Below are 24,838 nucleotides of genomic sequence, written 5' to 3' on the forward strand. Positions count from 1 at the left end.
TGCTTACTCCTCGGCGAATTGGGCGTCGTGCAATCGTCGATAAAGCCCATCCTGCGTCATCAGCTCAGCATGCCTTCCCTGTGCCGCGATGCCGTGATTGTCCACGACCACAATGCGGTCGGCTTGGCGAATGGTGGCAAGGCGGTGGGCGATCACCAGCGTCGTGCGCCCCATCGACAGTTCAGCCAGGGACTGCTGGATGGCCCGCTCGGTCTCGGTGTCCAGAGCAGAGGTGGCCTCATCCAGGATCAGGATAGGCGGGTTCTTCAGGAAGATCCGCGCGATCGCCAGGCGCTGCTTCTGCCCTCCCGACAGCTTCACCCCCCGTTCCCCCACCACGGTTTCAAGCCCCAGCGGCAAGCCGGCGATCAACCTGTCCAGCCTGGCCCTTTGCGCGGCCTTCAGGATGTCCTCTTCCGCCGCGTCGAGGCGGCCATAGGCGATGTTCTCCCGAAGCGTCCCGGCGAAGAGAAAGACATCCTGCTGCACGATGCCGATTTGACGGCGCAATGAGCGCAGCGTCATCCGCCGGATATCGATCCCGTCGATGGTGATCCGGCCGGCATCCACGTCGTAGAAGCGGGGCAGGAGAGAACAGAGCGTGGTCTTGCCGGCACCGGAGGGTCCCACGAAGGCGACGGTCTCACCCGCATGGATGGCGAGATCCACCCGATCCAGCACGCGCTTGCCCGCGCCATAGCCGAAGCCGACCTGCTCGTAGCGGATGTCGCCGCGCAGAGGCGGTGCGTCCTGGGCGCCCGGCACGTCCGCGATATCGGGCATGGTGTCCAGCAATTCGGTGTAGCGACGGAAGCCGGCGATACCCTTGGGATAGGTCTCGATGACAGCGCTGATCTTCTCCACCGGCCGAAAGAAGACGCCGACCAGCAGCAGGAACCCGACGAACTCGCCGTTGGAGATGCCCCCCTCGATGACGAAGTAGCTGCCTGCCAGCATGACCACCATCTGCGTCAGCCGCATGCCGAGGTAATTCACCGACTGGCTGGCGGCCATGATGCGATAGGCGTCCAGCTTGGTCCGGCGGTAGCGGTCATTGTCCTGCGCGAAGAGAGCGCTCTCATGCTTCTCATTGGCGAAGGCCTGCACCACGCGGACGCCGCCCACCGCTTCCTCGATGCGCGCATTGAAGGCACCGACACGGCCGAACAACTCGCGCCAGTTCCGTGTCATCCGGGCGCCGTAATGCGTCGAGCCCCAGGCCACGACGGGGACCACGATGGCGGTCAGCAGGGCCAGCGGAACGTTCACGACGAACATCAGGGCAAAGGCGCCGATGAAGGTCATCACGGCGATGAACAGATCCTCGGGCCCGTGATGGGCGACCTCGCCGACCTCCTCGAGATCCTTCGTCACCCGCGCGACGAGATGGCCGGTCTTCTGGTTGTCGTAGAAGCTGAAGGAGAGCTTCTGCAGATGCTCGAACGCCTTCCGCCGCATCTCCGTCTCGATGTTGATGCCAAGGGCATGACCCCAGTAGGTCACGACCGCCATCAACCCCGTGTTCAGCAGATAGATCAGGAGCAGCCCCGCTGCTGCGAGCAGGATCAGCCCCCAGTCCTGGCTGGGGAGGAGGTTGTCGACGAAAGCCTTGACCGCGATCGGAAAGCCCAGTTCCAGCAGGCCTGCCAGCACGGCGCAGGAGAAGTCGAGCAGGAACAGGCGGCGGTGGGGGCGGTAGTAGGAGAAGAAGCGCCGGAGCATGCGGAACCATCCGGGACAGGGAAGGCCGGGCAGGGCCCGGCGCCTCTCCTCCTATCCGTGCGCCCGGCGGCCCGGTCAACTACCCGCGCCGGCCACCGGGCGGGGACTGTGCGGTCAGCCCAGCGTGGTGACGTTGATCGGCGCCTGGATCCAGGCGTAGCCTTCATTCTCGCGCACCACATGGCCGAGGCCGGGCCAGGGGAAGTGGTAGGAGAGGACCTCATGCCTGTCCTTCGCCAGGCGATCGAGCATGCGGCTGCGACTCTGCGCCGAGAGCTTGGGGTCGGTATCGAAGGAGAACTCCCAGAGCGGCCGGCGCAGCAGCAGGATGTGGTGGTGCGCCAGGTCGCCCGTGTTCACCAGGGTCTTGTCGCCCGAGGTGATGGCGTAGCAGTGGTGCCCGAGCGTGTGGCCCGGGGTGAACAGGGCGATGACGCCGGGCGCGACCTCCTTGCCGTCCTGCACCATGATCATGCGGTCGCGATAGGCGCCGAGGTTCTTCTTGGCGCCATCGATGAAGGGCGTCATGAAGGCCGGGCCGCGCTTGTTCCCGTCATCGGTCCAGTACTTCAGGTCGATCTCGCTCAGCGCGACCTGGGCATTGGGGAAGACCCGGTTGCCCGCGGCATCGACCAGGCCCCAGCAATGGTCGCAATGGGCATGAGTCAGCACGACGAGGTCGATCTGCTCCGGCTGGATGCCGGCGGCCTTCAGGTTGGCCAGCATCCGGCCGGTGGTCGGGCCGAACATCTTGCCGGCCTCGCCCATGCTGTCGCCCATGCCGGTGTCGAACAGGATGAGCTGCTTGCCGGTGTTCAGCACCAGGACATTCTGCTCCAGCGTGGCGGCATCCGGCGGCAGGAAGTTGCTTTCCAGAAGCCCCACGATCTCCGCCGGCGGCGAGGCCGGGAAAGCCGGCTCCGGCTTGCCGAGCGGCAGATAGCCATCGGAGACCACCGTCGCCTCGTAGTCGCCGAAGGTGAAGCGGTGCCAGGCCGGCGGCAATTCCTTGCGGAATGGCGCGGCGGCCATCGCGCCTTCGGGCAGGAAGGGCAGCGTGGCCAGGCTGGCGGCGGCGCCGAGCAGGCCGCGTCGGCTCAATGGGATCATGATTTCCTCCCCCGTCTCGATCTGCGGGTCGTGGCGCCACTTTCGGCGCGAGCGGGAGCGGAGCATGGTTCCCCTCCCTCTGGCAACGGGCTTCGGCGGCCCCGCAACGCGTCTGAGGGCCTGGGTACCGAAGCTCAGGCCGCCGGCTTCGCCCGGTGGAACAGATGCGTCATCGCCGCGGTCCCCAGCACCGGCACCAGCAGGTTGGCCACCGGCACCAGGGCCAGTCCCGCCAGCGCGCCGCCGAGCGCCAGGATGCGTGGCCGCAGCCGCCGCCGCGCGGCACGGGCCTCGTCGATCCCGAGCCGCCGCTGTGCCACCCCATCGAACAGCCCGTAGCCGAGGGAGACGGCGGCTGCGGCCCAGAACAGCACGACGCCCAGCGGCGGGACGGCCAGGGCCACGGGCAGGATCACCAGGCTGAGGAGCAGGAACTGCGCCGACATCACCAGCCCGGCGCGCACCTGTGCCGGAAGCGACGCTCCCGCCGGTGGTGGCAGCCCCGGATAGTAGCGCCGCTCGACCGCCTCCGCCGTCTCGTCGAGGAAGAGGCTGGTGATGCCCAGCATCACCGGCACGAAGAGCCACACCGCCGCCAGCAGGACCAGCGCGCCGCCGAGTAGGCCGGCCACCGTCGCCAGCCATCCCGTGCCGCCGGCCAGGGCGCCGACGCCCCAGTCGGCCAGGAAGGCCAGGCCCGCGAAGGCCAGCATGGCGGCGCCCAGCCCCTTCAGCAGGGGACCACGGAAGCCCGGATCGGCGATCTGCCGCAGCGGCAGGATCAGACTGGCCAGCACGGCCTTCATCGGCGGAGCCTGGGGAGGTGAGGCAGCATCGGGCGGTCCCTTCATGCCGGGCCACGAGCGGCCGGCAGGCCCGCCTTATCTGGTGACGCGCCCCGCCGCGGCGAAGGCCCGCCGGCCCCGCCTCAGCCCGGCATCTTGCACTGGCCCTCCGACAGCGGGCGGGCGGCCTCGTCGGCGGGGCTGGTCTCCACCAGCTTGTAGTAGTCGAACTGGCCCTTGCTCTCCTGTGGCGACTTCACCTCGAAGAGATAGGCGGGGTGAAGCTTGCGCCCGTCGGAGCGGATGCTGCCCTGGCCGAAGGCGTCGTCATCCGTCGGCATAGCCTTCATGCGGGCGACGGCGGCGCGGCCGGAGGCCTTGGCCGGCCCCACGCCGAGGTCGGCCACGGCCTTGAGATAATGCAAGGTACCGGCATAGCAGCCGGCATGGATCATATCGATCGGCACGCCGCCCATCCGGGGCTGCAGCCGCCGGGCCAGGGCGCGGGTCCGGTCGTTGAGGTCCCAGTAGAAGCTCTCGGTCAGCAGCAGGCCCTGGGCCGCCTCCAGCCCGAGGCCGTGCACGTCAGGGATCTCCATCAGCAGCGTGGCCAGCTTGGCGCGCCGGGTCACGCCGAATTCCCGCGCCTGCTTGATGCAGTTCACCGTGTCGGCCCCGGCATTGGCCAGGCCGATCACCTTGGCCCGGCTGGTCTGCGCCTGCACGAGGAAGGAGGAGAAGTCGGTGGTGGCCGGGAAGGGGTAGCGCACGCCGCCCAGCACCTTGCCGCCGGCCTCCTCGACGAAGCGCGAGGCATCCTTCTGCAACTGGTGGCCGAAGGTATAGTCGGCGGTGATGAAGAACCAGCTGTCGCCTCCGGCCTTGGTCAGCGCCCCGCCCGTCGTGCGCGCCAGCATGTAGGTGTCGTAGGTCCAGTGGACGGTGTTCGGGCTGCACTGCGCGCCGGTCAGCTCGGTGGAGGCGGCGCCGGAATTGACGAAGGCCTTGTTCTTCTCCCGCGTGACATTGGACACGGCCAGCGCGACGGAGGACGTCGGCACGTCCATGATCATATCGACCCCGTCTTGGTCGTACCAGGTGCGGGCGATGTTGGAGCCGACATCGGCGCGGTTCTGGTGATCGGCGCTGAGCACCTCCACCGTGATGCCGGGATGGGCGGCCATGAACTCCTCGGCCGCCAGTTTCGTGGCGGCCAGGCTGCCCGGGCCGCCGGTGTCGCGATAGGGGCCGGACATGTCGTTGAGCACGCCGATGCGGATGGTCCCCGCCCGCCCTTGCGCCCGTGCGGGGCGCAGCATGGAGGGGCCGCCCAGCGGCAGCAGGGCGGTGCCGGCGGCGAGCAGGCTGCGGCGATCGATCAGGGCCATTCTTGTCGTCCTCCTCGGTTTGCCGTCCGGAGTGGCTTCCCCGGTCGGTGCGATGCTTCAGGGAGAGGGATTGTCCGCCTCGCGCGCATAGAGCTCGCGGATGCGCGCCTTCAGCAGCTTGCCCGTGGCGGTGTGCGGCAGCTCCTCAACGATGCGGATCGTCTCCGGGATCCACCAGCGCGCCACGCGGCCCTCGAAATGCGCCCTGACCGCCTCCGCATCGAGGCTGGCGCCCGGGCGCAGCACGACCACCAGGAGCGGCCGCTCGCCCCAGCGCGCATCCGGCCGGGCGACCACCGCGGCCTCCTGCACGGCGGGATGCGCGACGGCGATGTTCTCCAGCGCGATGGAGCTGATCCACTCGCCGCCCGACTTGATGACATCCTTGGTGCGGTCGACGATACTGACATAGCCATCGGCATCCATGGTCGCGACGTCGCCGGTCTCGAACCAGCCTGCCTCGGCATGGGCGGGGCTCTCCTCCAGCCCGTGATAGGCCGAGGCCACCCAGGGGCCGCGGGTCATCAACCGGCCGAAGCTGCGGCCATCGCGCGGCACGTCGCGCCCGGCATCGTCGAGGATGCGGAAGCTGGCACCGAAGAGAGGGCGGCCCTGCCGGGCGGCCAGATCGAGCCGCGCCGCGGGATCGAGCCCCGCATGCTTCGCCTTGGGCGCGTTGGCCAGGCCCAGGGGGCTGGTCTCCGTCATGCCCCAGGCGTGCAGCACGGACACGCCCATGGCCTCGAAGCGCTCGATCATCACGCGCGGGCAGGCGGAGCCGCCGATGGCCACCCGGCGCAGCGCGCCCGGCGTGGCGTCCGTCTCGCGCATCCAGTCCAGGAAGCCCATCCAGACCGTGGGCACGCCGGCCGAGAAGGTGACGCCCTCCGCGGCCATCAGCTCGTGCAGGCTGGCGCCGTCAAGCCTCGGGCCGGGCATGACCAGCTTGGCGCCGACCATCGGCGCGGCGAAAGGCAGGCCCCAGGCATTGACGTGAAACATCGGCACCACCGGCATGGCGACCGATGCCGCGCCGAGGTCGAAGACATCCGGCTGGCAGCAGGCCATGGCGTGCAGCACGCTGGAGCGGTGGCTGTAGAGGACGCCCTTGGGGGCGCCGGTGGTGCCGGAGGTGTAGCAGAGACCGCAGGCGGAGCGCTCGTCGAGTTCCGGCCAGTCATAGTCCGGCGCCTCCGCGGCGAGCAGGTCCTCGTAGCAGAGCAGGGGCGGCAGGCCCGCCGGCTGGGGGGGCATATGCGCCTCGTCGGTCAGGACGATCACGGCGCGCACGGCGCCGAGCCTGCCGGCCAGTCCCTCCAGCAGGGGCAGGAAGGTGAGGTCGGCGCAGAGCACGCCATCCTCTGCATGGCCGATGATGCCGGCGATCTGCTCGGGGAAGAGGCGGGGGTTGATGGTGTGGCAGACCAGGCCGGCGCCGCCGGCGGCATAATAGAGCTCGAGATGACGGTGGCTGTTCCAGGCCAGCGTGCCGACCCGGTCCCCGGCCTCCAGGCCCAGCCGCAGCAGGGCGCGGGCCAGGCGCCGGGCGCGCTCGTGCAGGGTGGCGTAGTCGGTGCGGTGGACCGGTCCCTCGACGCTGCGGGAGACGATCGCGGTGTCGCCATGATACTCGGCGGCGTGAAGCAGGATGCGGCTGACCAGCAGAGGCACGTCCATCATCAAGGCGCGCAAGGCTTCTCTCCTCCCCAGGGACGGCGGCCTGTTTCCGGCCGTCCGCCTGATAACCAAGGCTCAGCGCAGCACGGCGGTCCGGTTCAGAACAGGGCCTCCGGCAGCGCCATGACCGGCGCGGCCCCTTCCGCCAGGGCGAGGTCGAGGGCCACGCTCTGCGGCAGGATGCGGCGATGGAAGAAGCCGGCGACATCGAGCCAGCGGCGGTGCCGCTCCTCCCGCGCGCCGGTCCGCAGCGCGGCCAGGGCCATGCGGAGCCACATCCAGCCCAGCGCCACGAGCAGGAACAGGCGGAGATAGTCCGCCGCGGCCGCCCCGGTCTCGGCGGGGTCCGTGGCGGCACGGCGGCGCAGGCGCTCGGTCGCGCCCTCCAGCCGTGCCAGCGCCGCCGCCAGCGGCGTGGCGAGGTCGGCCGCCCCGGCCACGGCGGTCGCCTCCTCCAGGCTCTCCCGCACCAGCGCGAAGAACTCCCGCGCTGCGGCGCCGTCCTCCAGCGCCAGCTTGCGGCCGGCGAGGTCCATGGCCTGCACCCCGTTGGTGCCCTCGTAGATCTGCGCGATGCGGGCGTCGCGCACCAGCTGCTCCATGCCGTGGTCGCGGATGTAGCCATGCCCGCCGAAGACCTGCTGCGCCAGCACCGTGGCCTCGAAGCCGAGATCGGTGAAGCCGGCCTTGATCACCGGCGTCATGAGCGCGACCAGGCGATCGGCCCGCGCGCGCGCGGCGGCTTCCGGGTGCCGGGCCGCCGTCTCCATCTGCAGGGCGGTCCAGAGGGCGAGACCACGCGCCGCGCCGGTGAAGGCGCGGATGGTGAGCAGCATGCGGCGCACGTCGGGATGCACCAGGATCGGCTGCGCCGGGCCGCTCTCCTGGCCCGGCGCGCGTCCCTGCAGGCGCTCCCGCGCATAGGCCACGGCGCCCTGATAGGCGGCCTCGGCGACGCCCAGTCCCTGGATGCCGACGAAGAGCCGCTCGGCGTTCATCATGGTGAACATGGCCTGCAGCCCGCGATGCGGCGCGCCGACCAGCCAGGCCGTGGCGCCGTCATAGGACATCGCGCAGGTGGGCGAGCCGTGGATGCCCATCTTCCGCTCCAGCGCGGAGGGTGCCATGGCGTTGCGCGCGGCGGGCTCGCCGTCCGGCCCGGGCAGGTACTTCGGCACCAGGAAGAGGCTGATGCCGCGCACCCCCGCCGGGGCGTCCGGCAGCCGGGCCAGCACCATGTGGATGATGTTGGGCGCCAGCTCATGGTCGCCGCCGGTGATGAAGATCTTGCTGCCGGTGAGGCGCCAGCTGCCCTCGGGCCCCGGCTCGGCGCGGCAGCGCAGCAGGCCGAGATCGGTGCCGGCCTGCGGCTCGGTCAGCACCATGGCGCCGGCCCATTCCCCGGTGATCAGCTTCGGCAGGTACAGCGCTTTCAGCGCCGGCGATCCGTGCCGCTCCAGCGCCTCGGCCACGCCGCGCGTCAGGCCGGGCAACAGCCCGAAGGCGAAGTTGGCCGAGGAGACCATCTCGTCCAGCAGGATCTGCGCGATGCGCGGCAGCCCCTGGCCGCCCCATTCCACGGGTTGCGAGAGGCCGCCCCAGCCGCCCTCGGTGAAGGCCTGGTAGGCGGCGTCGAACCCCCGGGGCATGTGCACGGTCCCGTTCTGCAGCCGGCAGCCCTCCTCGTCGCCGATGCGGTTCAGGGGCGCCAGCACGCCGGCGGCGAGGCGGCCCGCCTCCGGCAGGATGTCCCGCAGCAGCGGCAGCAGGGGGCCGTCCAGCCCGGGAAGGGCGGCGAGGTGACGTTCCGCCGACAGCACCTCATCCAGGAGGGCCAGCATCTCCTCGGTCGGCGGATGATAGGGCGGCATGCGGTCCTCCGGCGTTCAGGCGGGAGTGGTCGCCGACCCGGCTCCGCGACGACCTTCGGACCCGTGCCCGGACTCGTCCTGACCGCGGTGTCCTGGACCATGGACCTTTCCCCTGCCCGGAGCAGCGCATGGCCGGACCGGAGAAGTCAATGGCGGCGATGCGACGGGCCCCGCGCGAGGCTCACAGGCTCTCGACCAGGTCGCGCACCGGCGTCGCCGGCCCGTCCTGTCCGCGCATGCCGATCCGCCCGAGGCCCGGCAGCTTGACGGCCGGGCGGCGCAGATCGATCCCGGCGATGGCACCCAGGATGCTCACTTCCAGCCCCTCCACCCAGGCCAGGGTCAGGCCGAGATAGCCGCCGAGGGTCAGCCTGAACCCGGTGCCGGACGAGGTGGGGCGCAGCCAGCGCCCGTCATAGGGGAAGTCCTTGCCGATGGCCGTCGGCGGCAGCGCGGCGCCCAGTCCCGGCACGGCGTCCAGCACGGCGGCGACGAAGGTGTTGGAGTTCGGCCCCGGCCAGGCGCGGTAGTCCCCCTGGTTGCGCCAAGCATAGCCCTCGATCGCCGCCTGCATGCTCGGGATGAGCGCCGCCGCCGCGGCACCGTCGGCGGCGAAGACCGTCTCCGGCATGGCGCCGAACCAGCGGCCGTCCGGCTCGAAGCCGTTCATGCGGATGGGCTGACCCCAGGCGGTGTAGTCGTACCGGGTGTAGCCGACCGCGCCCTCGGGCTTGAAGACGATCCAGCAATGCGTGGCGAAGATGCCACGCCAGCGCACCGTCTGCGCGGCGAAGACCCGGACCACGGCGGGGGCATGCGTGGCGGCGGCGGGCAGGACGCCGATGCTGGAGCGATCCGCGGTGCGCCATCCGGCACCGCTGCCGCGGAGCTGATACAGCGCGGCCGAGATACCGAGGGGCAGGAGATAGAGGAGGACGAACAACAGCGCGGCGATTTTGAGCGGAGCGACCATGCCCGTCACATTTGCCTTTTGCTGCATTGCGGCAAGGGGCGCGGCATCATCGCCACGCGGGCGCCGGCTGGCGCCGCCGGAAGGGTGCCGTGAGGAGCTGGGCCAGGAGCAGCCCCAGCATCAGCCCGCCCAGGCCGTAGATGGCGCCGGCGGTGTTGAGCAGCAGGCGGGGGATATAGGTCTCGTAGGCGGTCGCCAGCACGGCGGCCTCCGCATCCTCCGCCCCTGCCACCGCCACGCGGAAGGCCACGAGCGGCCGCAGCAGGCCCGGCGCCGCCGCCATCTCGGCATGCGCCGCCCGCAGGCCGGCCAGACGGGCGGCCGACCGGCGAAGCCCCTCGGCATTGGCCGGCTCTAGGCCCCTCAGCGCCTCGACGAGGGCCGGGCCGGTGGTCTGCTCGGGCAGGCGGTAGTAGTCCTGGGCGATCCTCTCCCGCTCCGCCAGGTCGCGCGCCGTGGCCTCCGCCGCCTGCCGCAGCCCCGCCTGATAGGCATCGGCCAGGCCGGGCAGCTGCATGGCCGACAGCGTTAGGAAGAGGGCCAGGCCGAGCCGGATGCTGTCGCCCAGCCAGCGCCCCAGGAATCCCGCCATGCCGCGCTCCTCATGCTCCTCTGGAAAAGGGTCACGGCCCCACGGGTTGCACCTCAGGCCAGGCCGCAGCCCCCCAGCACCAGTTGCAGCACCGTGGCGCCGCCCTGGGCCTGGGCCTGCTCATCGAGGGGAGGGCAGTCCAGCACCGCGCGGATCTGCGGGTCAAAATCGGCGTAGGTCTGGGTCATCGCCCAGATGGCGAAGAAGAGGTGCGGCGGGCTGACCGGGCGCATGCGGCCTTCGGCGATCCAGCCCTCGATGACGGCGGATTTCTCCCGCACCAGGGCGCGCAGGGGCCCGGCCAGGTAGCTCTGCAGATAGAGCGCCCCGTGCAGCACCTCGTTGGCGAAGACCCGCGAGGCCTGCGGCCGCTGCCGCGACCAGCGCATCTTGGCGCGGACATAGGCCGACAGCGCCTCGGCGGGGTCCGCCTCCGGCCGGATCGGATCGGTGGCGGAGAGCCAGAGGGTCAGGATGCCTTCCAGCACGGCGCGGTAGAGCGCCTCCTTGGTTCCGAAATAGTAATGCAGATTGGCCTTGGGCAGCCCCGCCGCGGCGGCGATGGAGGACATGCTGGCGCCCTCGAAGCCGGCATCGGCGAAGACGCCTTCCGCCGCCTCCAGGATCAGGTCGAGGCGGGCCTGCCGCCGGGAGCGGGGAGAGACGGCCTGCCGTCCGGACATCGGGCACCCTTCCTGCCTGCACCCGCGGCGGGATGCCGTGGCACCGAACATTCTTGACCGTTCGGTCAGGATTTTCCTAGCCTCGCCGGGCGGCCCCTCCAGGCCTTCCCACGGGCGGGGCCCGCCGCAGGGGAAGTGGCGCGACGATGACCGACCTCAATCGACTTCGCGAGGGTCTCCGAGGGCACGGCGCGGCGCCGCGTCCGATCGTCCTGACCTCGCATCCGCAGCGTGGCGCCGCCCTGGCCTCGCCGCTGCTCTGGGGCGAGGCCGATCCGACCCGGCGCGGCCCGGTCGTGGCGACGCTGCAGAACCCGGCGGTGCGCAACGCCATCGGGACCCATGCCGGCTCCTATGGCCTCTATCGCGCCCTGGCGGTGGCCTCCGGCCAACTCCGGGCCGATCACCGGCCGGACTACCGCGACACCCGCCCGGCCAGTCCGATCGGGCCCTTTCCCGCCTGGAACGATCCCGCGAAGATCGTCTCCTTCGACCCCTGGGGGCACCTGGTGCCCGAGGTCTTCGCGGCGCAGATCGAGGCCGGGCTCGATGTCCGTCCGAGCATCGCCGTCACCCGGGCGCATATCAACATGCCGGAGCTGGCCGCCGCCGTGGCGGCCGGGCGGCTGGCGCCGGACGGCGAGGTGCTGCTGGCCAACGGCGATGCGCGGGTGACCAAGGTCGCCATCGAGCCGGTCTGGTACCTGCCCGGCATCGCGGCGCGCTTCGGGCTGGGCGAGACGGCGCTGCGGCGCGACCTCTTCGAGCAGACCGGCGGCATGTTCCCCGAACTGGTGACGCGGCCGGACCTGCGGGTCTTCCTGCCGCCGATCGGCGGCATGACGGTCTATCTCTTCGGCGACACCGGCAAGCTCGGCCGGCCCGAGACCCGGATCGCCTGCCGCATCCACGACGAATGCAACGGCTCGGACGTGTTCGGCTCCGACATCTGCACCTGTCGCCCCTATCTGGCGCATGGCATCGAGGCCTGCATCGGCATGGCGCAGGAGGGCGGGGTCGGCGCCATCGTCTACAATCGCAAGGAGGGGCGGGCGCTGGGCGAGGTGACGAAGTTCCTCGTCTACAACGCCCGCAAGCGGCAGGAGGGCGGCGACCGCGCCGAGCGGTATTTCCAGCGCACCGAATGCGTCGCCGGGGTGCAGGACATGCGCTTCCAGGAGCTGATGCCGGATGTGCTGCACTGGCTCGGCATCACCCGCATCGACCGGCTGGTGTCGATGAGCAACATGAAGTTCGCGCCGATCACGGAGAGCGGCATCCAGGTGGTCGAGCGCGTGCCGATCCCGGAGGCGCTCATCCCGCCGGATGCCCAGGTGGAGATGGATGCCAAGAAGGCGGCCGGCTACTTCACCGAGGCGGTGCCGGGCGCGGAGGAACTCGCCAGGGCCAAGGGCCGCCCGCTTTGATCTCGGAGGCCGTGGCGCTGCTGCGCCAGCCCGCCACCATCCGGGCGCGCTGCCACGCCCTGCTGCGCCTCGCCGAGGCGGACGCCCTGGCGCACTTCCGCCTCCAGACGGCGCGCCTGCCCGCCGCGGCCGATTACGTGACGGAGACGATCCGCGCGACCTATCCCGATCTGCGCATCCCCTACCATGCGCGCTGGCGCCATTTCGCCGCCGGCGGCCTGGACCGCTGGGGTGCGCTGGCCTCCCGCCTGCGGGACGAGGACGCCGCCCGGATCGCGCGGCGGCGCTTCGACCTCTGCCTGGTCTCGGTCCTGCTCGATGCCGGGGCGGGGCCGGACTGGCACTTCAAGGCGGGAGACGGGACCGTCCTGGCGCGCTCCGAGGGCCTGGCCGTGGCCAGTCTGGAAGCCTTCGCGGCGGGGCTCTTCTCGGACGTGGCCGGCGACCCGCTGCGTGTCGATGCCGCGGCGCTGGAGCGGCTGGAGGCGGGCGATCTGGCCCGCCTGTTCCAGGTGTCGCCGGAAAATCCGCTGACGGGGCTGGAGGGACGAGCGGCGCTGCTGCGCGGCATCGGCGCCGCCTTGCGCCGGGCGCCGCACCTCTTCCCCGGAGCGCGCCCCGGCGGGCTCTATGATGCCCTGCGGGCCCGGGCCGCGCCGGACGGCGTGCCGGCGGCGGAGATCCTCGCCGCGCTGCTGGAGGGGCTGGCGCCGGTCTGGCCGGCGCGGCTGACGCTGGACGGAGAGAATCTGGGCGATGTCTGGCGCCATCCGCAGGCCGCGCCGGAGGGGCCCGCACCCGGCCTGGTGCCGTTCCACAAGCTCTCGCAATGGCTCAGCTACTCGCTGGCCGAGGTGCTGGAGGATGCCGGCCTGCCGGTGCTGGCACTGGATGCGCTGACCGGCCTGCCGGAATATCGCAATGGCGGGCTGTTCCTCGATCTCGGCGTGCTGGCGTTGCGCGATCCCGCCCTGGCGTCCGCCGTCCTGCCGGTGGATCATCCGGCCGTCGTCGAATGGCGGGCGCTGACCGTGGCGCTGCTCGATCGCCTGGCCGGGCTGGTGCGGGACAGGGTCGGCCTGGATGCCGCCGCGCTGCCCCTGGCCCGCGTGCTGGAGGGGGGGAGCTGGGCGGCCGGCCGGCGTATCGCCCGCGCGCTGCGCCCCGGTGGCGGACCGCCGCTGCGAGTGGCCAGCGACGGAACCGTGTTCTGAGGAAGGATCGTCCTGCCATGTCCGAGCCCGCCGCCATCCCCGACCAGGAGGTCTCCGGCCAGGTCCCTGGCCAGGTCCCCGGCCAAGTCACGGTGATCCGCCACCCGCTGGTGCAGCACAAGCTCACCCTGATGCGCCAGAAGCAGACCTCGACCGGCGAGTTCCGCCGCCTGGCGCGCGAGATCAGCCTGCTGATGGCCTATGAGCTGACCCGCGACCTGCCGATCGAGACGACCGGCATCGAGACGCCGCTGGAGCCGATGCAGGCGCCCATCCTGGCCGGCAAGAAGCTCTGCATCGTCTCCATCCTGCGGGCCGGGGACGGCATCCTGGAAGGCATGCTGGACCTGGTGCCCTCGGCCCGTGTCGGCCATATCGGCCTCTACCGCGACCCGCACACGCTGGTGCCGGTGGAGTACTACCTGAAGCTGCCGGAGGACGTGTCGGAACGGCTGGTCATCGTGGTGGACCCGATGCTGGCGACCGGCCACTCCGCCGCCGCGGCGCTGGCGCGGCTGAAGGAGGCGGGCGCCGAGCAGCTCCGCTTCGCCTGCCTGCTGGCCGCGCCCGAGGGCATCGGCGTGCTGGCCGAGGCGCATCCGGAGGTGCCGGTCTTCACCTGCTCGGTGGATCGCGAACTGGACGCGCATGCCTATATCCGTCCCGGCCTTGGCGATGCCGGGGACCGGCTCTACGGCACCAAGTAGGCGGCCGGCCGCCTCCCGCGCCGCCTTCTGCAGGGGAGGGACAACATGGACGGGATCTGCATCGCCGGCTGGGCGCATTCGCCCTTCGGCAGGCTGGACGACCCGGACGCCGAAAGCCTGATCGCGCGGGTCGCGGGCCCCGCGCTGGCGCATGCCGGGGTGTCGCCCGCGGAGGTGGACGGGGTCTTCCTCGGCCAGTTCAACAGCGGCTTCTCGAAGCAGGACTTCCCGTCCTCCCTGCCCATGCAGGCGATGCCGGAGCTGCGCTTCAAGCCGGCGATGCGCTGCGAGAACGCCTGCGCCTCCGGTTCGGCCGCCATCCACGCGGCACGGGATTTCATCGGCGCCGGGCGGGGCCGCATCGCCCTGGTGATCGGCGTCGAGAAGATGACGGCCGCCAGCGCCGAGGCGGTGGGCGACAATCTGCTCGGCGCCAGCTACCGCCGCGAGGAAGGCGGCATCCCGGCCGGCTTCGCCGGTGTCTTCGGCCGCATCGCCGAAGCCTACTTCCAGCGCCACGGCGACCAGTCGGACGCCCTGGCGATGATCGCCGCCAAGAACCACCGCAACGGGCTGGATAATCCCCTGGCGCAGCTGCGGCGTGACCTCGGCTTCGACTTCTGCCGCCATCCCAGCGAACGCAACCCGCCGGTCGCCGGCCCGCTGAAGCGCACCGACTGCTCTCCGGTCTCGGATGGCGCGGCCGCCCTGGTGCTGGCCGATGCGGAGACGGCGCGCGGCCTCGGCCGGGCGATCCGCTTCCGTGCCGCCGTGCAGGTGAACGATCTGCTGCCCATGTCCCGGCGCGATCCGACGCGTTTCGAGGCCGGGGAGATCGCCTGGGGGCGGGCGCTGGAGCAGGCCGGCCTGCGCCTGGGCGATCTTTCCTTCGTCGAGACGCATGACTGCTTCACCATCGCCGAACTGATCGAATACGAGGCGATGGGGCTGGTGCCGATCGGGCAGGGCGCGCGCGCCATCGCCGAGGGCTGGGTCGCGGCCGACGGACGCCTGCCCGTCAACCGCTCCGGCGGACTGAAGGCCAAGGGCCATCCGGTGGGCGCCACCGGCGTGTCGATGCACGTGATGGCGGCGATGCAACTGGCCGGCGAGGCGGGCGCCATGCAACTGCCCCGCACCGATATCGCCGGCGTCTACAACATGGGCGGCACGGCGGTGGCGAATTACGTCTCCATCCTCGACCGCCTTCCGGAATGAGCGGGACGGGATCTTGACCGCGGACGCCGCGCGGCGTCCCATCGGCCTGTCCGGAAAGCCGAACAGGAGAAACGTCATATGCGCGCTTGGGCCGTGGTCGAATGTGGGAAGCCCCTGCAGGACATCGAGATGCCGACGCCGGAGCCGAAGGGCGAGGAGGTGCTCCTCGAGGTCACCCATTGCGGCGTCTGCCATTCCGACCTGCATATCTGGGAAGGCAGCTACGACATGGGCAGCCGCGGCGCGATGTCGCTCACGGAACGCGGCGTGAAGCTGCCGCTGGCCATGGGTCATGAGATCATCGGCAAGGTCGTCAAGCTCGGCCCCGAGGCCAAGGGCGTCGCCGTCGGCGACCACCGCATCGTCTTTCCCTGGCTCGGCTGCGGCACCTGCCCGCGCTGCGAGGCGGGGCAGGACAACATGTGCCAGGTCAAGCCGCTGAGCCTCGGCGTCTTCCAGAACGGCGGCTATGCGACCCATGTGCTGGCCCGCAAGCCCGAGCATCTGGTGGCCTTCGACGGGCTCGATCCGGCGGTCGCGGCGACCTATGCCTGTTCCGGCATCACCGTCTATTCCGCCATCCGCAAGGTGATGCCGATGGCGCCCGACCAGCCGATCGTCGTCATCGGCGCCGGCGGCCTCGGCCTGAACGCCATCGAGATCCTGAAGGCCCTCGGCCACAAGCGCATCTGCGTCGTCGACATCTCGGAGGAGAAGCTGGCGGGGGCGCGTGAGGCGGGGGCTACCGATACGGTGCAGGCCGCCGGTGAGGACACCGCCGCCCGCGTCATCGCCGCCTGCGGCGGGCCGGTGGACGCGATCATCGATCTCGTCAACGGTACCTCCACGGCGCGATTCGCCGTCGATGCCCTAGCGAAGGGCGGGCAGTTGATCCAGGTCGGGCTGTTCGGCGGCGAGATGGTGGTGCCGCTGCCTCTGATGGCGACGCGGGCGCTCAGCATCCGCGGCAGCTATGTCGGCAATCCGCAGGATCTGCGCGAGGTGGTCGGGCTGGCGCAGGAGGGCAAGCTGCAGCCGCTGCCGGTGTCGACCGTCCCGCCTTCCGAGGTCAACAACGTGCTGAACCGCCTGCGGGATGGGAAGGTGCGCGGACGGGTCATCCTCGCTTCGACGTGACGCCTCTGGAATAAGTTGTTAACCTGCCGGCACTGCAACCAGGCGGTGCCGGTGGACTCCATATCCTCAATCATTCCTGGCCCTGACGGCCTGGCGGAGCCCTTCGTTCCGCCCCATCCGCCACGCCCCCGACGACTGGCGCCGCTGCCGGAGTTCCTGCGGGCGCTGCGCCGGTCCTTCCTCGACATCTGGCCACAGCCGAGTTTCGAGCAGGACTTCGCACATCGCCGGATCCTGCTGCGCGACATCTTCCTCTGCAACAGCCCCGCTACCGTGCAGGAAGCCTTCGTCGACCATGCCCTCGATATCGAGCGCAAGTCGCCGCAGATGCGCCATGCCCTGCGCCCGTTGCTGGGCGACGGGCTGTTCATCAGCGATGGCGCGCTGTGGAAGGAAAGGCGGCGGGTCGTGGCGCCCGTCACCCATGTCTCGCGCCTCGCCTCCCTGACGCCGCCGATCACCGAGGCGGCCGGCGAGCGTGCCGCGGCCTGGCGGGCGCGGGATCCGGCGCAGCCGATCGACATGCTGGCCGAGATGGGTCACCTGACGGCGGAGATCATCTGCCGCACCATCTTCGGCCGCCAGCTCGGCGGCAATGCGGCCGCCACGGTGGTCGGCGCCTTCGCCGAGTACCAGCGCGCCGTCGGGCAGACCGACCTGCTGTCGCTGCTCGGCCTGCCGGACTGGATGCCGCGCTGGCAACCGCGTCGGGTACGGCAGGCCAGCCGGCGTATCCAATCGGTGCTGGACGGGCTGATCGCCGGCATCCTGTCCGGCGCGGGCGAGGGCGAGGCCAGCCTGATCCGTGCCATGGCCGAGGGCGTCAATCCGGCCACCGGCCGGCGCATGGACCGGGAAGCCTTCCGCAACGAGGCCGCCGTGCTCTTCATGGCGGGGCATGAGACCACCGCCAATACCCTGGCCTGGGCCTGGTACCTGTTGAGCCAGTCGCCTTCCGCCCTGGCACGCGTCCAGGCGGAGGCCGATGCCCTGCCCGGGCCGGCGGCGCGGTTCTCCGACATGGCGGGCCTCGCCTTCACCCGGGCCGTGGTGGAGGAAACGCTGCGCCTCTATCCGCCCGTCGCGCTGCTGGCACGCGAGGCGGTGGCGGAGACCACCATCGCGGGACGGCGCGTGCCCAAGGGCTCGCTGGTGCTGGCCGTGCCCTGGCTGCTGCATCGCCACCGCAAGCTCTGGAGCCAGCCCGACGCCTTCATCCCCGAACGCTTCCTGGCCGGTGGGGAGGCCGCCACCAAGCCGCGCTACACCTGGATTCCCTTCGCCATCGGGCCCCGCGTCTGCACCGGCGCGGCCTTCGGCCTGACCGAGGCGGTGCTCTGCCTGGCCACGCTCTGCCGCGCCGTCACGCCCCGGCTGGTGCCGGGCACGACGGTCTATCCGATCTGTCGCCTGACCCTGCGGCCGGGGGACCGGCTGCCCATGCTGCTGGAGCCGCGCCATGGCTGAGGGGCGGGCGCGGCGGCTGCTGCGATGGCTCGACAACGGCAAGGACCTGGCCCTGCACGAGGGCATGCGCAGGCTGCCGACGCCATTGGTCTCGGATCTCGGGGCGGGGCTGGCCCGGCTCGGCGCGCATGGCCGGCACAGGAGCAAGATCGGGCGCGCCGTGGCGGCGCTCGATCATCTTCGCCCCGATCTCGACGCGGCGGGCCGGCACGACCTGGCGCTGCGGAACTTCCTGCAGATCGGCCGGACCATGGCGGAGTTCTCCTGCATGGACCGGTTCTGGGAGGAAGGCCGGGTGGAGATCGTCGGGCGGGAGAACCTCCCCGGCAACAACGTCATCCTGGCCCTGCTTCATCTCGGCAACTGGGAGGCGCTGAATGCGGCGGTGACGGGGATGGGCCTGTGGGGCTGCAGCATCTATCAGCCGCCGAGCAGCGCGGCGCAGCACGCCATCGCCGTGCGGGCGCGGCGGCGCGTGAGGAACGATGCCATCCCGGCCTCCACCATGGCGCCCCGCCAGGCCCTGCGGGTTCTCGGGGAGGGCGGCCTCGTGGGCATCTTCGTGGATGAGTACCTGCATGGCCGTGTGAACGCCCCGGCCTTCGGCCGGCCACCGGCACCGGGGGGCAATATCGCCCTGGTGCCGCGCCTGGCGCGCAAGGCCGGGGTCCCCGTGGTCCCGGGCTTCGCGCTGCGCCGGCCCGGCCCCCGGTTCGAGGCGCATTTCCTGCCGCCGGTGCCGATGAGCGGTGACGCGGCCCGCGATCAGGCGGCGCTGGAGGCCGTCATCGAACCGGTGATCCGGGCGAATCTCGAGCAGTGGTTCATGCTCTATCCCTTTCGCCCGGATTGCTGAGGCGGCTCAGCCGAGCCGCGCCTCGATCCAGCAGGCCCAGGCGAGCAGCGCCGCATCCGCGCCGGCGGGGGCCACGAGCTGGATGCCGAGCGGCAGGCCCTTCGGCCCCGTCCCGGCCGGCAGGCTGATGCAGGGGCCGTGCAGCGCCGTCCACACCGCGTTGCAGACCGGCTCGCCGGTGGCGCCCAGCCCTTCCGGTGCCTCGCCGGGCGCGGCCGCCGTCAGCAGGATGTCGTGGTCCGTCATGAGCGCGCGGAAGGCCGCGCGACCTTCCGCGAAGGCACGGCGCGCGGCGGCCAGCCCGGAGGCCGGAATGCCGGCGGCCCAGTCGAGCTTCTCGTTCAGCCCCGCGGAGATGGCCTCCCGGTGGTGCGCGCGCTCCCAGGCCAGAGCCTGCAGGCTCTCGCCCTGCATCACCACCGGATGCGCCTCGTCGGCCGTCCTGATGGCCTCCGGCAAGGCGATGCGCGTCACGCGCGCGCCGGCCCGGGCGCAGCGCCCGGCGACCTCCTCCAGCAGGGCATGGGTCTCGGGGCTGAGCCGCTCCGCCGCCGGCCCGGCGCAGAAGGCGATGCGTGGCGGCGCCTCCGGGCCCGGCATGGCCGCGATGCCGGTCAGTGCCTCCAGGAACAGGGCGCAGTCGGCGGCGCCGCGCCCGAAGAGGCCGATGGTGTCGAGGCTCTCGCTCATCACCTTCATGCCGCCGCGGTGGATCAGACCATGGCTCGGCTTGAAGCCGGCAATGCCGCAATAGGCGGCCGGACGCAGGACGGAGCCGGCCGTCTGCGTGCCGAAGGCCAGGGGGAAGAAGCCGGCCGCCACCCCCGCCGCGGAACCCTGGGAGGAACCGCCCGGCGTATGGGCCGGATTGTGGGGATTGGTGGTCGGGCCCGGCCGGCGCGTCGCGAACTCCGTGGTCACTGTCTTGCCCATGACGATGCCGCCGGCGGCGCGGGTCAGGGCGACCGCCGCGGCATCGGCACGGGGGCGATGGCCGTCCCAGATGGGCGAGCCGTAGCCGGTCACCTGGTCCGCCGTGTCCAGCACATCCTTCACGCCGACCGGCAGGCCGCGCAGCGCGCCGGCTCCGGCTCCGGCTTGCGCCGCGGCGGCACGGGACAGGGCGGGGTCGAGGGTCGCGAAGGCCCGGACGGTGTCCTCGCGGCTGGCGATGCGATCGAGGCAGGCCTCGACGAGTTCGTCCGGGGAAAGCCGGCCGGCGGCGATGCGCCGGGCGGCTTCGGTGGCGGGAAGGTCGGCGGGATGGCTCATGGGACGATGCTAGCCAAAGCCATGGCCGCGCCCAGCCCCTTTCGCGCAAAAGATCGGCCGACGCCGCGAGAAGCTGGAGGTTCGTGAAGATACGTAATAAGAATGTATTCGCAACAAACCGGAGGCGCGCGGGCCATGGACATGAACAGGCGCATGGCGGCGGAATTTCTCGGTACGGCCTGGCTGACGTTCGGCGGCTGTGGCAGCGCGGTGCTGGCGGCGGCCTTCCCGGAACTGGGGATCGGCTTCCTCGGCGTCGCTCTGGCCTTCGGCCTGACGGTGCTGACCATGGCCTATGCCGTCGGGCATATCTCGGGCGGGCATTTCAATCCGGCGGTGACCTTGGGTCTCTGGGCCGGCGGCCGGATCCCCGCCAGCTACATCCTCCCTTATGTCGCCGCGCAGGTCGTCGGCGCCGTGGTCGCGGCGGCGGTGCTCTATCTGATCGCCAGTGGCAAGCCAGGCTTCGAGGTGGCCGGCTTCGCCTCCAACGGCTATGGCACGCTCAGCCCGGGCGGGTACAGCGCCATGGCCTGCTTCCTGATGGAGGTCGTCGCGACGTTCTTCTTCCTGGTGATCATCATGGGCGCCACCGCGCCGCGCGCACCGGGAGGCTTCGCGCCGATCGCCATCGGGCTTGGCCTGACCCTGATCCATCTGATCGCCATCCCGGTGACCAATACCTCGGTCAATCCGGCGCGCAGCACCGGCCCGGCCCTGATGGCCGGCGGCGCCTATCTCGGCCAGCTCTGGATGTTCTGGCTGGCGCCACTGCTGGGCGGCGTGCTCGGCGGCGTCATGGCCCGCATCCTCGGCAGCGAGCCCGCCTCCGCGGACCGGCCGCACATCGCCACGCCGGGCGCGCCCGCGGAGTAGGCGCGGCCCCGGCGGTTTCGGGGCCGGGGCGCCGGGGCTGGGGTGCCGGGGCTGGCATCCCGGCGGCCGCCGCCCCATTCTCCAGGGATGCCCTCAGGCTTTCGTCACAGCGGCACGTCGCAGGCGGGCCAGCCCATCCGCGTCGCCCTCTCCGAGGACGGCGTCCTGCATTATGCCGTCCCAGGCACGCCCGAATCCCTGCCCGCGGTCTCTCCCCAGGCGCTCACGCAGGCCTGGGAGGTGGCGCGCGCCGCGGCGGCGGCCGAAGCCTGGGGCCCGCACCGCACCCTGGTCTTCCAGGGCGGCCCTGTGCTCTCCCTGGCCGATGCCGACGCCGCATGCTGGGCGGAAGCGGTGGACCGGGCCTTCAGCCTGTCCACCGTGGCGGGCGTGGCGCTGTGCCTGCGGCTTCTGGCCCTCGTGGAACTGCTGGGTCGCGCCCGCTGGATGAGTGGTCTCTATGCCATCGCCACCGACGGAATCGAGCTGCACCCGGCCCTGCTGTCGGCAGCGGCGACGCAGCGGCTGGACGCGGCGGCCCGTTTCGACGAAACCGGCATGAAGCGAGTGTTGTCCCATCGCATCGCGGGCGGTGGCGGGTGAGGAATGGCGGGCAGGCCTGAAGGCCGGCCGGGGTTCGTCGCGCCGCTCTCCACCGCCATGCGGGGTCCTGCCGGAGAGAGCGCCATGAAACGTCTAGTCCTTCCCCTGCTGCTGCTGTCCACCGCCTGCGCGATGCCCGCGCGCGATGGCGAGGAGCGCCAGGCGGATTCGGCGGCGGCCCGCGCCTGCCGCGCCGATGTCGAACGCCAGATGCGCTTCCGCGAGCGGGGGCAGACCATGCGCGTGGATGAGGCCGAATCGCGCATCGGCACGGGCGCCTTCATCGGCAATCCGCTCGAGCGCAGCCAGTTGGGCGCGCGCTTCGAGCAGGACCGGATGATCGATGAATGCCTGCGCAACGCGCGGGATTCGGGTCCGTCCGGCGGCAGCCCGGGAGCCGGCCGGGGTTCCTGACCCTGCCTCTGTTCCGCTCGCCCTTCGGGGCCCTCACGCGCGCCCTCGCCAGCCGCAACGCCAGGATCTTCTTCGGCGCCAGCTTCATCTCCTGGACCGGCCTCTGGATGCACCGGATCGCGGTGGCCTGGCTGGCCTGGGAGATGACGCACAGCGCCCTCTGGGTCGGCCTCGTCGCCTTCTGCGACCTGGCGCCGGCCACCGTCATCAGCCCGATCGCCGGCGCCATCGCGGACCGGGTGGACCGGCTGCGCCTGGCGACGATCTCCCAGGCCGTGATCGGGCTCGAGGCCGCCACGGTGGCGACGCTGGTGGCGACCGGGGCCATGCGGATCGAGTATCTGCTGGTGCTGGAACTGATCAGCGGCACCGCCGCCAGCTTCGCCCAGCCGGCGCGGCAGACGCTGATGCCGGGGGTCGTCGGACCTGGCGACCTGCCGGCGGCCGTCGCCTGCAACTCCCTCGTCTTCAACATCGCCCGCTTCATCGGCCCGGCGCTGGCAGGACCGGTCATCGCCGGCTTCGGCGTGGCGCCGGCGGTGGCCTGCAACGCGGTGGCCTATCTCAGCGCCGTCGTCACCATGCCGATGTTGTCGGTGGATCCGGCGCATCGCCGCGGCCATCCGGCGACCGGCAGCCTGCTCAGCGAGGTGACGGAGGGCATCCGCTACGTGGCGCGGCACCCGGGGCTGGGGCCGCTGCTGCTCTATGCCGCGAGCCTCGGCATCCTGCTGCGCGGCGTGCAGGAACTGCTGCCGCCCTATGTGGAGCGGCTGTTCGGACGGGGCGCGGAATCGCTCGCCATGCTCACCGCCTGCTTCGGCATCGGCGCGCTGGTGGCCGGGCTCTGGCTCGCCTCTCGGGGCCGGATCGCCGGCGCGACGCGGATCGCCATCCTGGGCGGGCTGCTGCAGGCCCTGGCCACGGCGGGCTTCGTGGCAACGGGCTGGTTCGGGGTCGGCCTGCTCTGCGCCGCCGCGATCGGCGCCACCGCCTCCCTGCACGGCATCTCGGTGCAGCAACTGGCGCAGACAGCTGCGGCGCCGGAAATGCGGGGACGGGTTCTCGCCCTCTGGGGGCTGATCACCCGGGCCTGCCCGGCGCTCGGCGCCATCATGCTCGGCGCGGCGGGTGAGGCCTATGGGCTGCGCATCCCGACCCTGGTCGGCGTGCTGCTCGCGCTGCTGGCCTTCGCCTGGGGCATGACCCGCTACCGGCGAATCGAGGCGGAGCTGGAGAGCCCGCCGGATGGAGGAGAGAACCGATGAGCTTGCGGGCCGCGATCGTGGGTATGGGCCGCTGGGGGCGCACCCTGGCGGAGAGCGTTCAGGACGAGGCGGGGGCCGGCATCCGCTTCGTCGCCGGCAGCACCGGCACGCCGGAGAAGGCGAGCGACTGGGCGGCCTCGAAGGGGATCCGCCTCCTGCCGGACTACCCGGCGGTGCTGGCCGATCCGGAGGTCGAGGCCGTGGTCCTCGCCACGCCGCATGGCCAGCATGCCGAGCAGGTCATCGCGGCGGCGCGGGCGGGCAAGCATGTCTTCGTCGAGAAGCCCTTCACCCTGAGCAAGGCCAGCGCGGAGGCGGCGGTGACGGCCTGCCGCGAAGCCGGCGTGGTCCTGGCGCTCGGGCACAACCGGCGCTTCCTGCCTGGCGTGGCGGAGCTGCGGGCGATGCTGGGGGATGGCCGCATCGGCACCCTGCTGCATGTCGAGGGCCAGTTCAGCGGGCCGGGCGCGATCGCCTACAGGCCCGGCATGTGGCGCGCCGACCGGCACGAGAGCCCGCTCGGCGGCATGGGTGGCATGGGCATCCACATGATCGACATGATGATCAACCTGGCCGGCCCTATCACCGAGGTCACCGTGCACAGCACGGCGCGGGTGCTGGAGAACGGGCTGGACGACACCACCGCCATGCTCTGCCGCTTCACCAGCGGCGCCACCGGAACCTTCGCCACCCTGGCCTATGCCCCCCGCTGCTGGCGCGTGGCGCTCTATGGCTCGGAAGGCTGGGCCGAGCTGAGCGACCATGAGCACCTCGTCTATCGGCCCCGCGAGGGCGAGGGCTTCGTCCGCGATTTTCCGAAAGTGGATATCGAGCGCGCGGAACTCGCGGCTTTTGCCGCGGCCGTGCGGGGCGATGCCGCCTATCCGCTGCCGCTTGACCAGGCGGTGCACGGCGTTTCGGTCTTCGAGACCATGATCGCCGCGGCGGCCTCGGGCGGCGGCCGGTCGGTGCCCTGATCGGCCCCTCTCTTGCGGCAGCGGCGCCCGCATCCTAGAAGCGCCGGCATCCTATCGCGCGCCGCCGATCTCCGGCGCGCGCCATCCGGCCCGACCCGGGCCGATTTCGGGAGCAGGTGGAAGCGATGAGCAAGATTACCCGTCACCAGAGCAATCCGGTTCTCTCCGGGGCTGTCGAGTATCATGGCTTCGTGTTCCTGGCCGGTATGACGGCCGACGACCTGTCCCAGGACGTCCTGGGACAGACCCAGCAGGTGCTGGCCAAGATCGACGCCGCGCTCGAAGGTCACGGCACCGACAAGACCCGGCTGCTGCAGGCCCAGATCTGGCTGAAGGACATCCGCGACCGCGAGGCGATGAACAAGCTCTGGGTCGAGTGGCTGCCGAAGGAGGGCGCGCCGGCCCGTGCCTGCGTGCAGGCCAATATGGCGGACCCGCGCCACCTGGTGGAGATCATGGTCACCGCCTGCCGCTGAGCCACCTGATCACGGCTTGATGAGATGGCGCTGGAAACTTCCAGCGCCATTTTCGCTTTATAGGCGAAGGTCCGGGAATCGTTCGGTTTTGCACCTGTTGCCAATCTGCCACCACACTGTGTCTT

General features: G+C 71.3%; 23 protein-coding genes. 13 read left to right on the forward strand and 10 right to left on the reverse strand.

From position 1 onward, the window contains the following. Positions 1–3: 3 nt before the first annotated feature. The 9 genes from D9598_RS16880 to D9598_RS16920 form a co-directional block, all read right to left on the reverse strand. A complete protein-coding gene (locus D9598_RS16880; RefSeq protein WP_198367723.1) occupies positions 4–1,722 on the reverse strand; it encodes an ABC transporter ATP-binding protein in 1,719 nt (572 codons plus the stop codon). Between the two features lie 114 nt (positions 1,723–1,836). After that, positions 1,837–2,898: an MBL fold metallo-hydrolase gene (locus tag D9598_RS16885; protein ID WP_232477368.1), complete on the reverse strand. Its 1,062-nt coding sequence runs from the start codon at positions 2,896–2,898 to the stop codon at positions 1,837–1,839. Between the two features lie 68 nt (positions 2,899–2,966). Next, positions 2,967–3,638 (reverse strand): EI24 domain-containing protein, encoded by a 672-nt coding sequence (locus D9598_RS16890; protein ID WP_198367724.1) that lies wholly within the window; start codon positions 3,636–3,638, stop codon positions 2,967–2,969. A gap of 122 nt (positions 3,639–3,760) precedes the next feature. Beyond that, entirely contained in the window at positions 3,761–5,005 is a 1,245-nt protein-coding gene (locus D9598_RS16895) for an ABC transporter substrate-binding protein (RefSeq protein WP_198367725.1), read from the reverse strand. 57 nt (positions 5,006–5,062) lie between these two features. Then, positions 5,063–6,685 (reverse strand): long-chain fatty acid--CoA ligase, encoded by a 1,623-nt coding sequence (locus D9598_RS16900; protein ID WP_304621612.1) that lies wholly within the window; start codon positions 6,683–6,685, stop codon positions 5,063–5,065. A gap of 95 nt (positions 6,686–6,780) precedes the next feature. Continuing rightward, entirely contained in the window at positions 6,781–8,553 is a 1,773-nt protein-coding gene (locus D9598_RS16905; protein WP_198367727.1) for an acyl-CoA dehydrogenase C-terminal domain-containing protein, read from the reverse strand. A 181-nt stretch (positions 8,554–8,734) separates the two neighbouring features. Next, positions 8,735–9,526: a DUF3750 domain-containing protein gene (locus tag D9598_RS16910; protein WP_198367728.1), complete on the reverse strand. Its 792-nt coding sequence runs from the start codon at positions 9,524–9,526 to the stop codon at positions 8,735–8,737. Positions 9,527–9,572: 46 nt separating this feature from the next. After that, positions 9,573–10,118, reverse strand: a complete 546-nt coding sequence (locus D9598_RS16915) for a DUF2937 family protein (protein WP_198367729.1) — start codon at positions 10,116–10,118, stop codon at positions 9,573–9,575. Positions 10,119–10,171: 53 nt separating this feature from the next. Further along, positions 10,172–10,801: a TetR/AcrR family transcriptional regulator gene (locus D9598_RS16920; RefSeq protein WP_198367730.1), complete on the reverse strand. Its 630-nt coding sequence runs from the start codon at positions 10,799–10,801 to the stop codon at positions 10,172–10,174. A 146-nt stretch (positions 10,802–10,947) separates the two neighbouring features. On the opposite strand from D9598_RS16920, the gene D9598_RS16925 reads away from it, so the two are divergent. The 7 genes from D9598_RS16925 (at position 10,948) to D9598_RS16955 (ending at position 18,827) form a co-directional block, all read left to right on the forward strand. Further along, positions 10,948–12,228: a GTP cyclohydrolase II gene (locus tag D9598_RS16925; RefSeq protein ID WP_198367731.1), complete on the forward strand. Its 1,281-nt coding sequence runs from the start codon at positions 10,948–10,950 to the stop codon at positions 12,226–12,228. After that, on the forward strand, positions 12,225–13,442 hold the full coding sequence (locus tag D9598_RS16930) for a URC4/urg3 family protein (RefSeq protein ID WP_232477370.1): 1,218 nt from the start codon (positions 12,225–12,227) through the stop codon (positions 13,440–13,442). The genes D9598_RS16925 and D9598_RS16930 overlap by 4 nt, the downstream gene beginning before the upstream one ends. A gap of 17 nt (positions 13,443–13,459) precedes the next feature. Then, positions 13,460–14,149 carry a uracil phosphoribosyltransferase gene (upp, locus tag D9598_RS16935; protein WP_198367732.1) on the forward strand — a complete coding sequence of 230 codons (690 nt, stop codon included), beginning with the start codon at positions 13,460–13,462 and terminating at the stop codon, positions 14,147–14,149. Positions 14,150–14,194: 45 nt separating this feature from the next. Further along, entirely contained in the window at positions 14,195–15,367 is a 1,173-nt protein-coding gene (locus tag D9598_RS16940; protein WP_198367733.1) for an acetyl-CoA acetyltransferase, read from the forward strand. A gap of 78 nt (positions 15,368–15,445) precedes the next feature. Beyond that, a complete protein-coding gene (locus D9598_RS16945) occupies positions 15,446–16,504 on the forward strand; it encodes an alcohol dehydrogenase (RefSeq protein ID WP_198367734.1) in 1,059 nt (352 codons plus the stop codon). A gap of 51 nt (positions 16,505–16,555) precedes the next feature. Then, complete coding sequence (locus D9598_RS16950) at positions 16,556–17,971, forward strand: cytochrome P450 (RefSeq protein WP_370592064.1); 1,416 nt, start codon at positions 16,556–16,558, stop codon at positions 17,969–17,971. Continuing rightward, entirely contained in the window at positions 17,964–18,827 is an 864-nt protein-coding gene (locus D9598_RS16955; protein ID WP_198367735.1) for a lysophospholipid acyltransferase family protein, read from the forward strand. Before D9598_RS16950 ends, D9598_RS16955 begins: the two co-directional genes overlap by 8 nt. Positions 18,828–18,833: 6 nt before the next feature. Here the strand turns inward: D9598_RS16955 and D9598_RS16960 are convergent, their stop codons facing one another. Next, complete coding sequence (locus tag D9598_RS16960; protein ID WP_198367736.1) at positions 18,834–20,099, reverse strand: amidase; 1,266 nt, start codon at positions 20,097–20,099, stop codon at positions 18,834–18,836. Positions 20,100–20,234: 135 nt separating this feature from the next. On the opposite strand from D9598_RS16960, the gene aqpZ reads away from it, so the two are divergent. The 6 genes from aqpZ (at position 20,235) to D9598_RS16990 (ending at position 24,713) form a co-directional block, all read left to right on the forward strand. Beyond that, a complete protein-coding gene (gene aqpZ / locus D9598_RS16965; protein ID WP_232477372.1) occupies positions 20,235–20,975 on the forward strand; it encodes an aquaporin Z in 741 nt (246 codons plus the stop codon). 87 nt (positions 20,976–21,062) lie between these two features. After that, a complete protein-coding gene (locus D9598_RS16970; RefSeq protein WP_232477373.1) occupies positions 21,063–21,578 on the forward strand; it encodes a hypothetical protein in 516 nt (171 codons plus the stop codon). 84 nt (positions 21,579–21,662) lie between these two features. Beyond that, positions 21,663–21,992: a hypothetical protein gene (locus D9598_RS16975; protein ID WP_198367737.1), complete on the forward strand. Its 330-nt coding sequence runs from the start codon at positions 21,663–21,665 to the stop codon at positions 21,990–21,992. Beyond that, positions 21,926–23,260, forward strand: coding sequence for an MFS transporter (locus D9598_RS16980; RefSeq protein ID WP_198367738.1), 1,335 nt, complete (start codon positions 21,926–21,928; stop codon positions 23,258–23,260). Before D9598_RS16975 ends, D9598_RS16980 begins: the two co-directional genes overlap by 67 nt. Next, positions 23,257–24,237, forward strand: a complete 981-nt coding sequence (locus D9598_RS16985) for a Gfo/Idh/MocA family protein (RefSeq protein WP_198367739.1) — start codon at positions 23,257–23,259, stop codon at positions 24,235–24,237. Before D9598_RS16980 ends, D9598_RS16985 begins: the two co-directional genes overlap by 4 nt. A gap of 125 nt (positions 24,238–24,362) precedes the next feature. Next, positions 24,363–24,713, forward strand: a complete 351-nt coding sequence (locus D9598_RS16990) for a RidA family protein (RefSeq protein WP_198367740.1) — start codon at positions 24,363–24,365, stop codon at positions 24,711–24,713. Positions 24,714–24,838: the final 125 nt, after the last annotated feature.

This window comes from Roseomonas sp. KE0001 (assembly GCF_016107285.1).
Lineage (GTDB): Bacteria > Pseudomonadota > Alphaproteobacteria > Acetobacterales > Acetobacteraceae > Pseudoroseomonas.

Coding starts and splice junctions, on each gene's coding strand:
- D9598_RS16880 (WP_198367723.1), bottom strand. CDS start 1,722: ATGCTCCGGCGCTTCTTCTCCTACTACCGCCCCCACCGCCGCCTGTTC.
- D9598_RS16885 (WP_232477368.1), bottom strand. CDS start 2,898: ATGCTCCGCTCCCGCTCGCGCCGAAAGTGGCGCCACGACCCGCAGATC.
- D9598_RS16890 (WP_198367724.1), bottom strand. CDS start 3,638: ATGAAGGCCGTGCTGGCCAGTCTGATCCTGCCGCTGCGGCAGATCGCC.
- D9598_RS16895 (WP_198367725.1), bottom strand. CDS start 5,005: ATGGCCCTGATCGATCGCCGCAGCCTGCTCGCCGCCGGCACCGCCCTG.
- D9598_RS16900 (WP_304621612.1), bottom strand. CDS start 6,685: ATGATGGACGTGCCTCTGCTGGTCAGCCGCATCCTGCTTCACGCCGCC.
- D9598_RS16905 (WP_198367727.1), bottom strand. CDS start 8,553: ATGCCGCCCTATCATCCGCCGACCGAGGAGATGCTGGCCCTCCTGGAT.
- D9598_RS16910 (WP_198367728.1), bottom strand. CDS start 9,526: ATGGTCGCTCCGCTCAAAATCGCCGCGCTGTTGTTCGTCCTCCTCTAT.
- D9598_RS16915 (WP_198367729.1), bottom strand. CDS start 10,118: ATGGCGGGATTCCTGGGGCGCTGGCTGGGCGACAGCATCCGGCTCGGC.
- D9598_RS16920 (WP_198367730.1), bottom strand. CDS start 10,801: ATGTCCGGACGGCAGGCCGTCTCTCCCCGCTCCCGGCGGCAGGCCCGC.
- D9598_RS16925 (WP_198367731.1), top strand. CDS start 10,948: ATGACCGACCTCAATCGACTTCGCGAGGGTCTCCGAGGGCACGGCGCG.
- upp (WP_198367732.1), top strand. CDS start 13,460: ATGTCCGAGCCCGCCGCCATCCCCGACCAGGAGGTCTCCGGCCAGGTC.
- D9598_RS16940 (WP_198367733.1), top strand. CDS start 14,195: ATGGACGGGATCTGCATCGCCGGCTGGGCGCATTCGCCCTTCGGCAGG.
- D9598_RS16945 (WP_198367734.1), top strand. CDS start 15,446: ATGCGCGCTTGGGCCGTGGTCGAATGTGGGAAGCCCCTGCAGGACATC.
- D9598_RS16955 (WP_198367735.1), top strand. CDS start 17,964: ATGGCTGAGGGGCGGGCGCGGCGGCTGCTGCGATGGCTCGACAACGGC.
- D9598_RS16960 (WP_198367736.1), bottom strand. CDS start 20,099: ATGAGCCATCCCGCCGACCTTCCCGCCACCGAAGCCGCCCGGCGCATC.
- aqpZ (WP_232477372.1), top strand. CDS start 20,235: ATGGACATGAACAGGCGCATGGCGGCGGAATTTCTCGGTACGGCCTGG.
- D9598_RS16970 (WP_232477373.1), top strand. CDS start 21,063: ATGCCCTCAGGCTTTCGTCACAGCGGCACGTCGCAGGCGGGCCAGCCC.
- D9598_RS16975 (WP_198367737.1), top strand. CDS start 21,663: ATGAAACGTCTAGTCCTTCCCCTGCTGCTGCTGTCCACCGCCTGCGCG.
- D9598_RS16980 (WP_198367738.1), top strand. CDS start 21,926: ATGCCTGCGCAACGCGCGGGATTCGGGTCCGTCCGGCGGCAGCCCGGG.
- D9598_RS16985 (WP_198367739.1), top strand. CDS start 23,257: ATGAGCTTGCGGGCCGCGATCGTGGGTATGGGCCGCTGGGGGCGCACC.
- D9598_RS16990 (WP_198367740.1), top strand. CDS start 24,363: ATGAGCAAGATTACCCGTCACCAGAGCAATCCGGTTCTCTCCGGGGCT.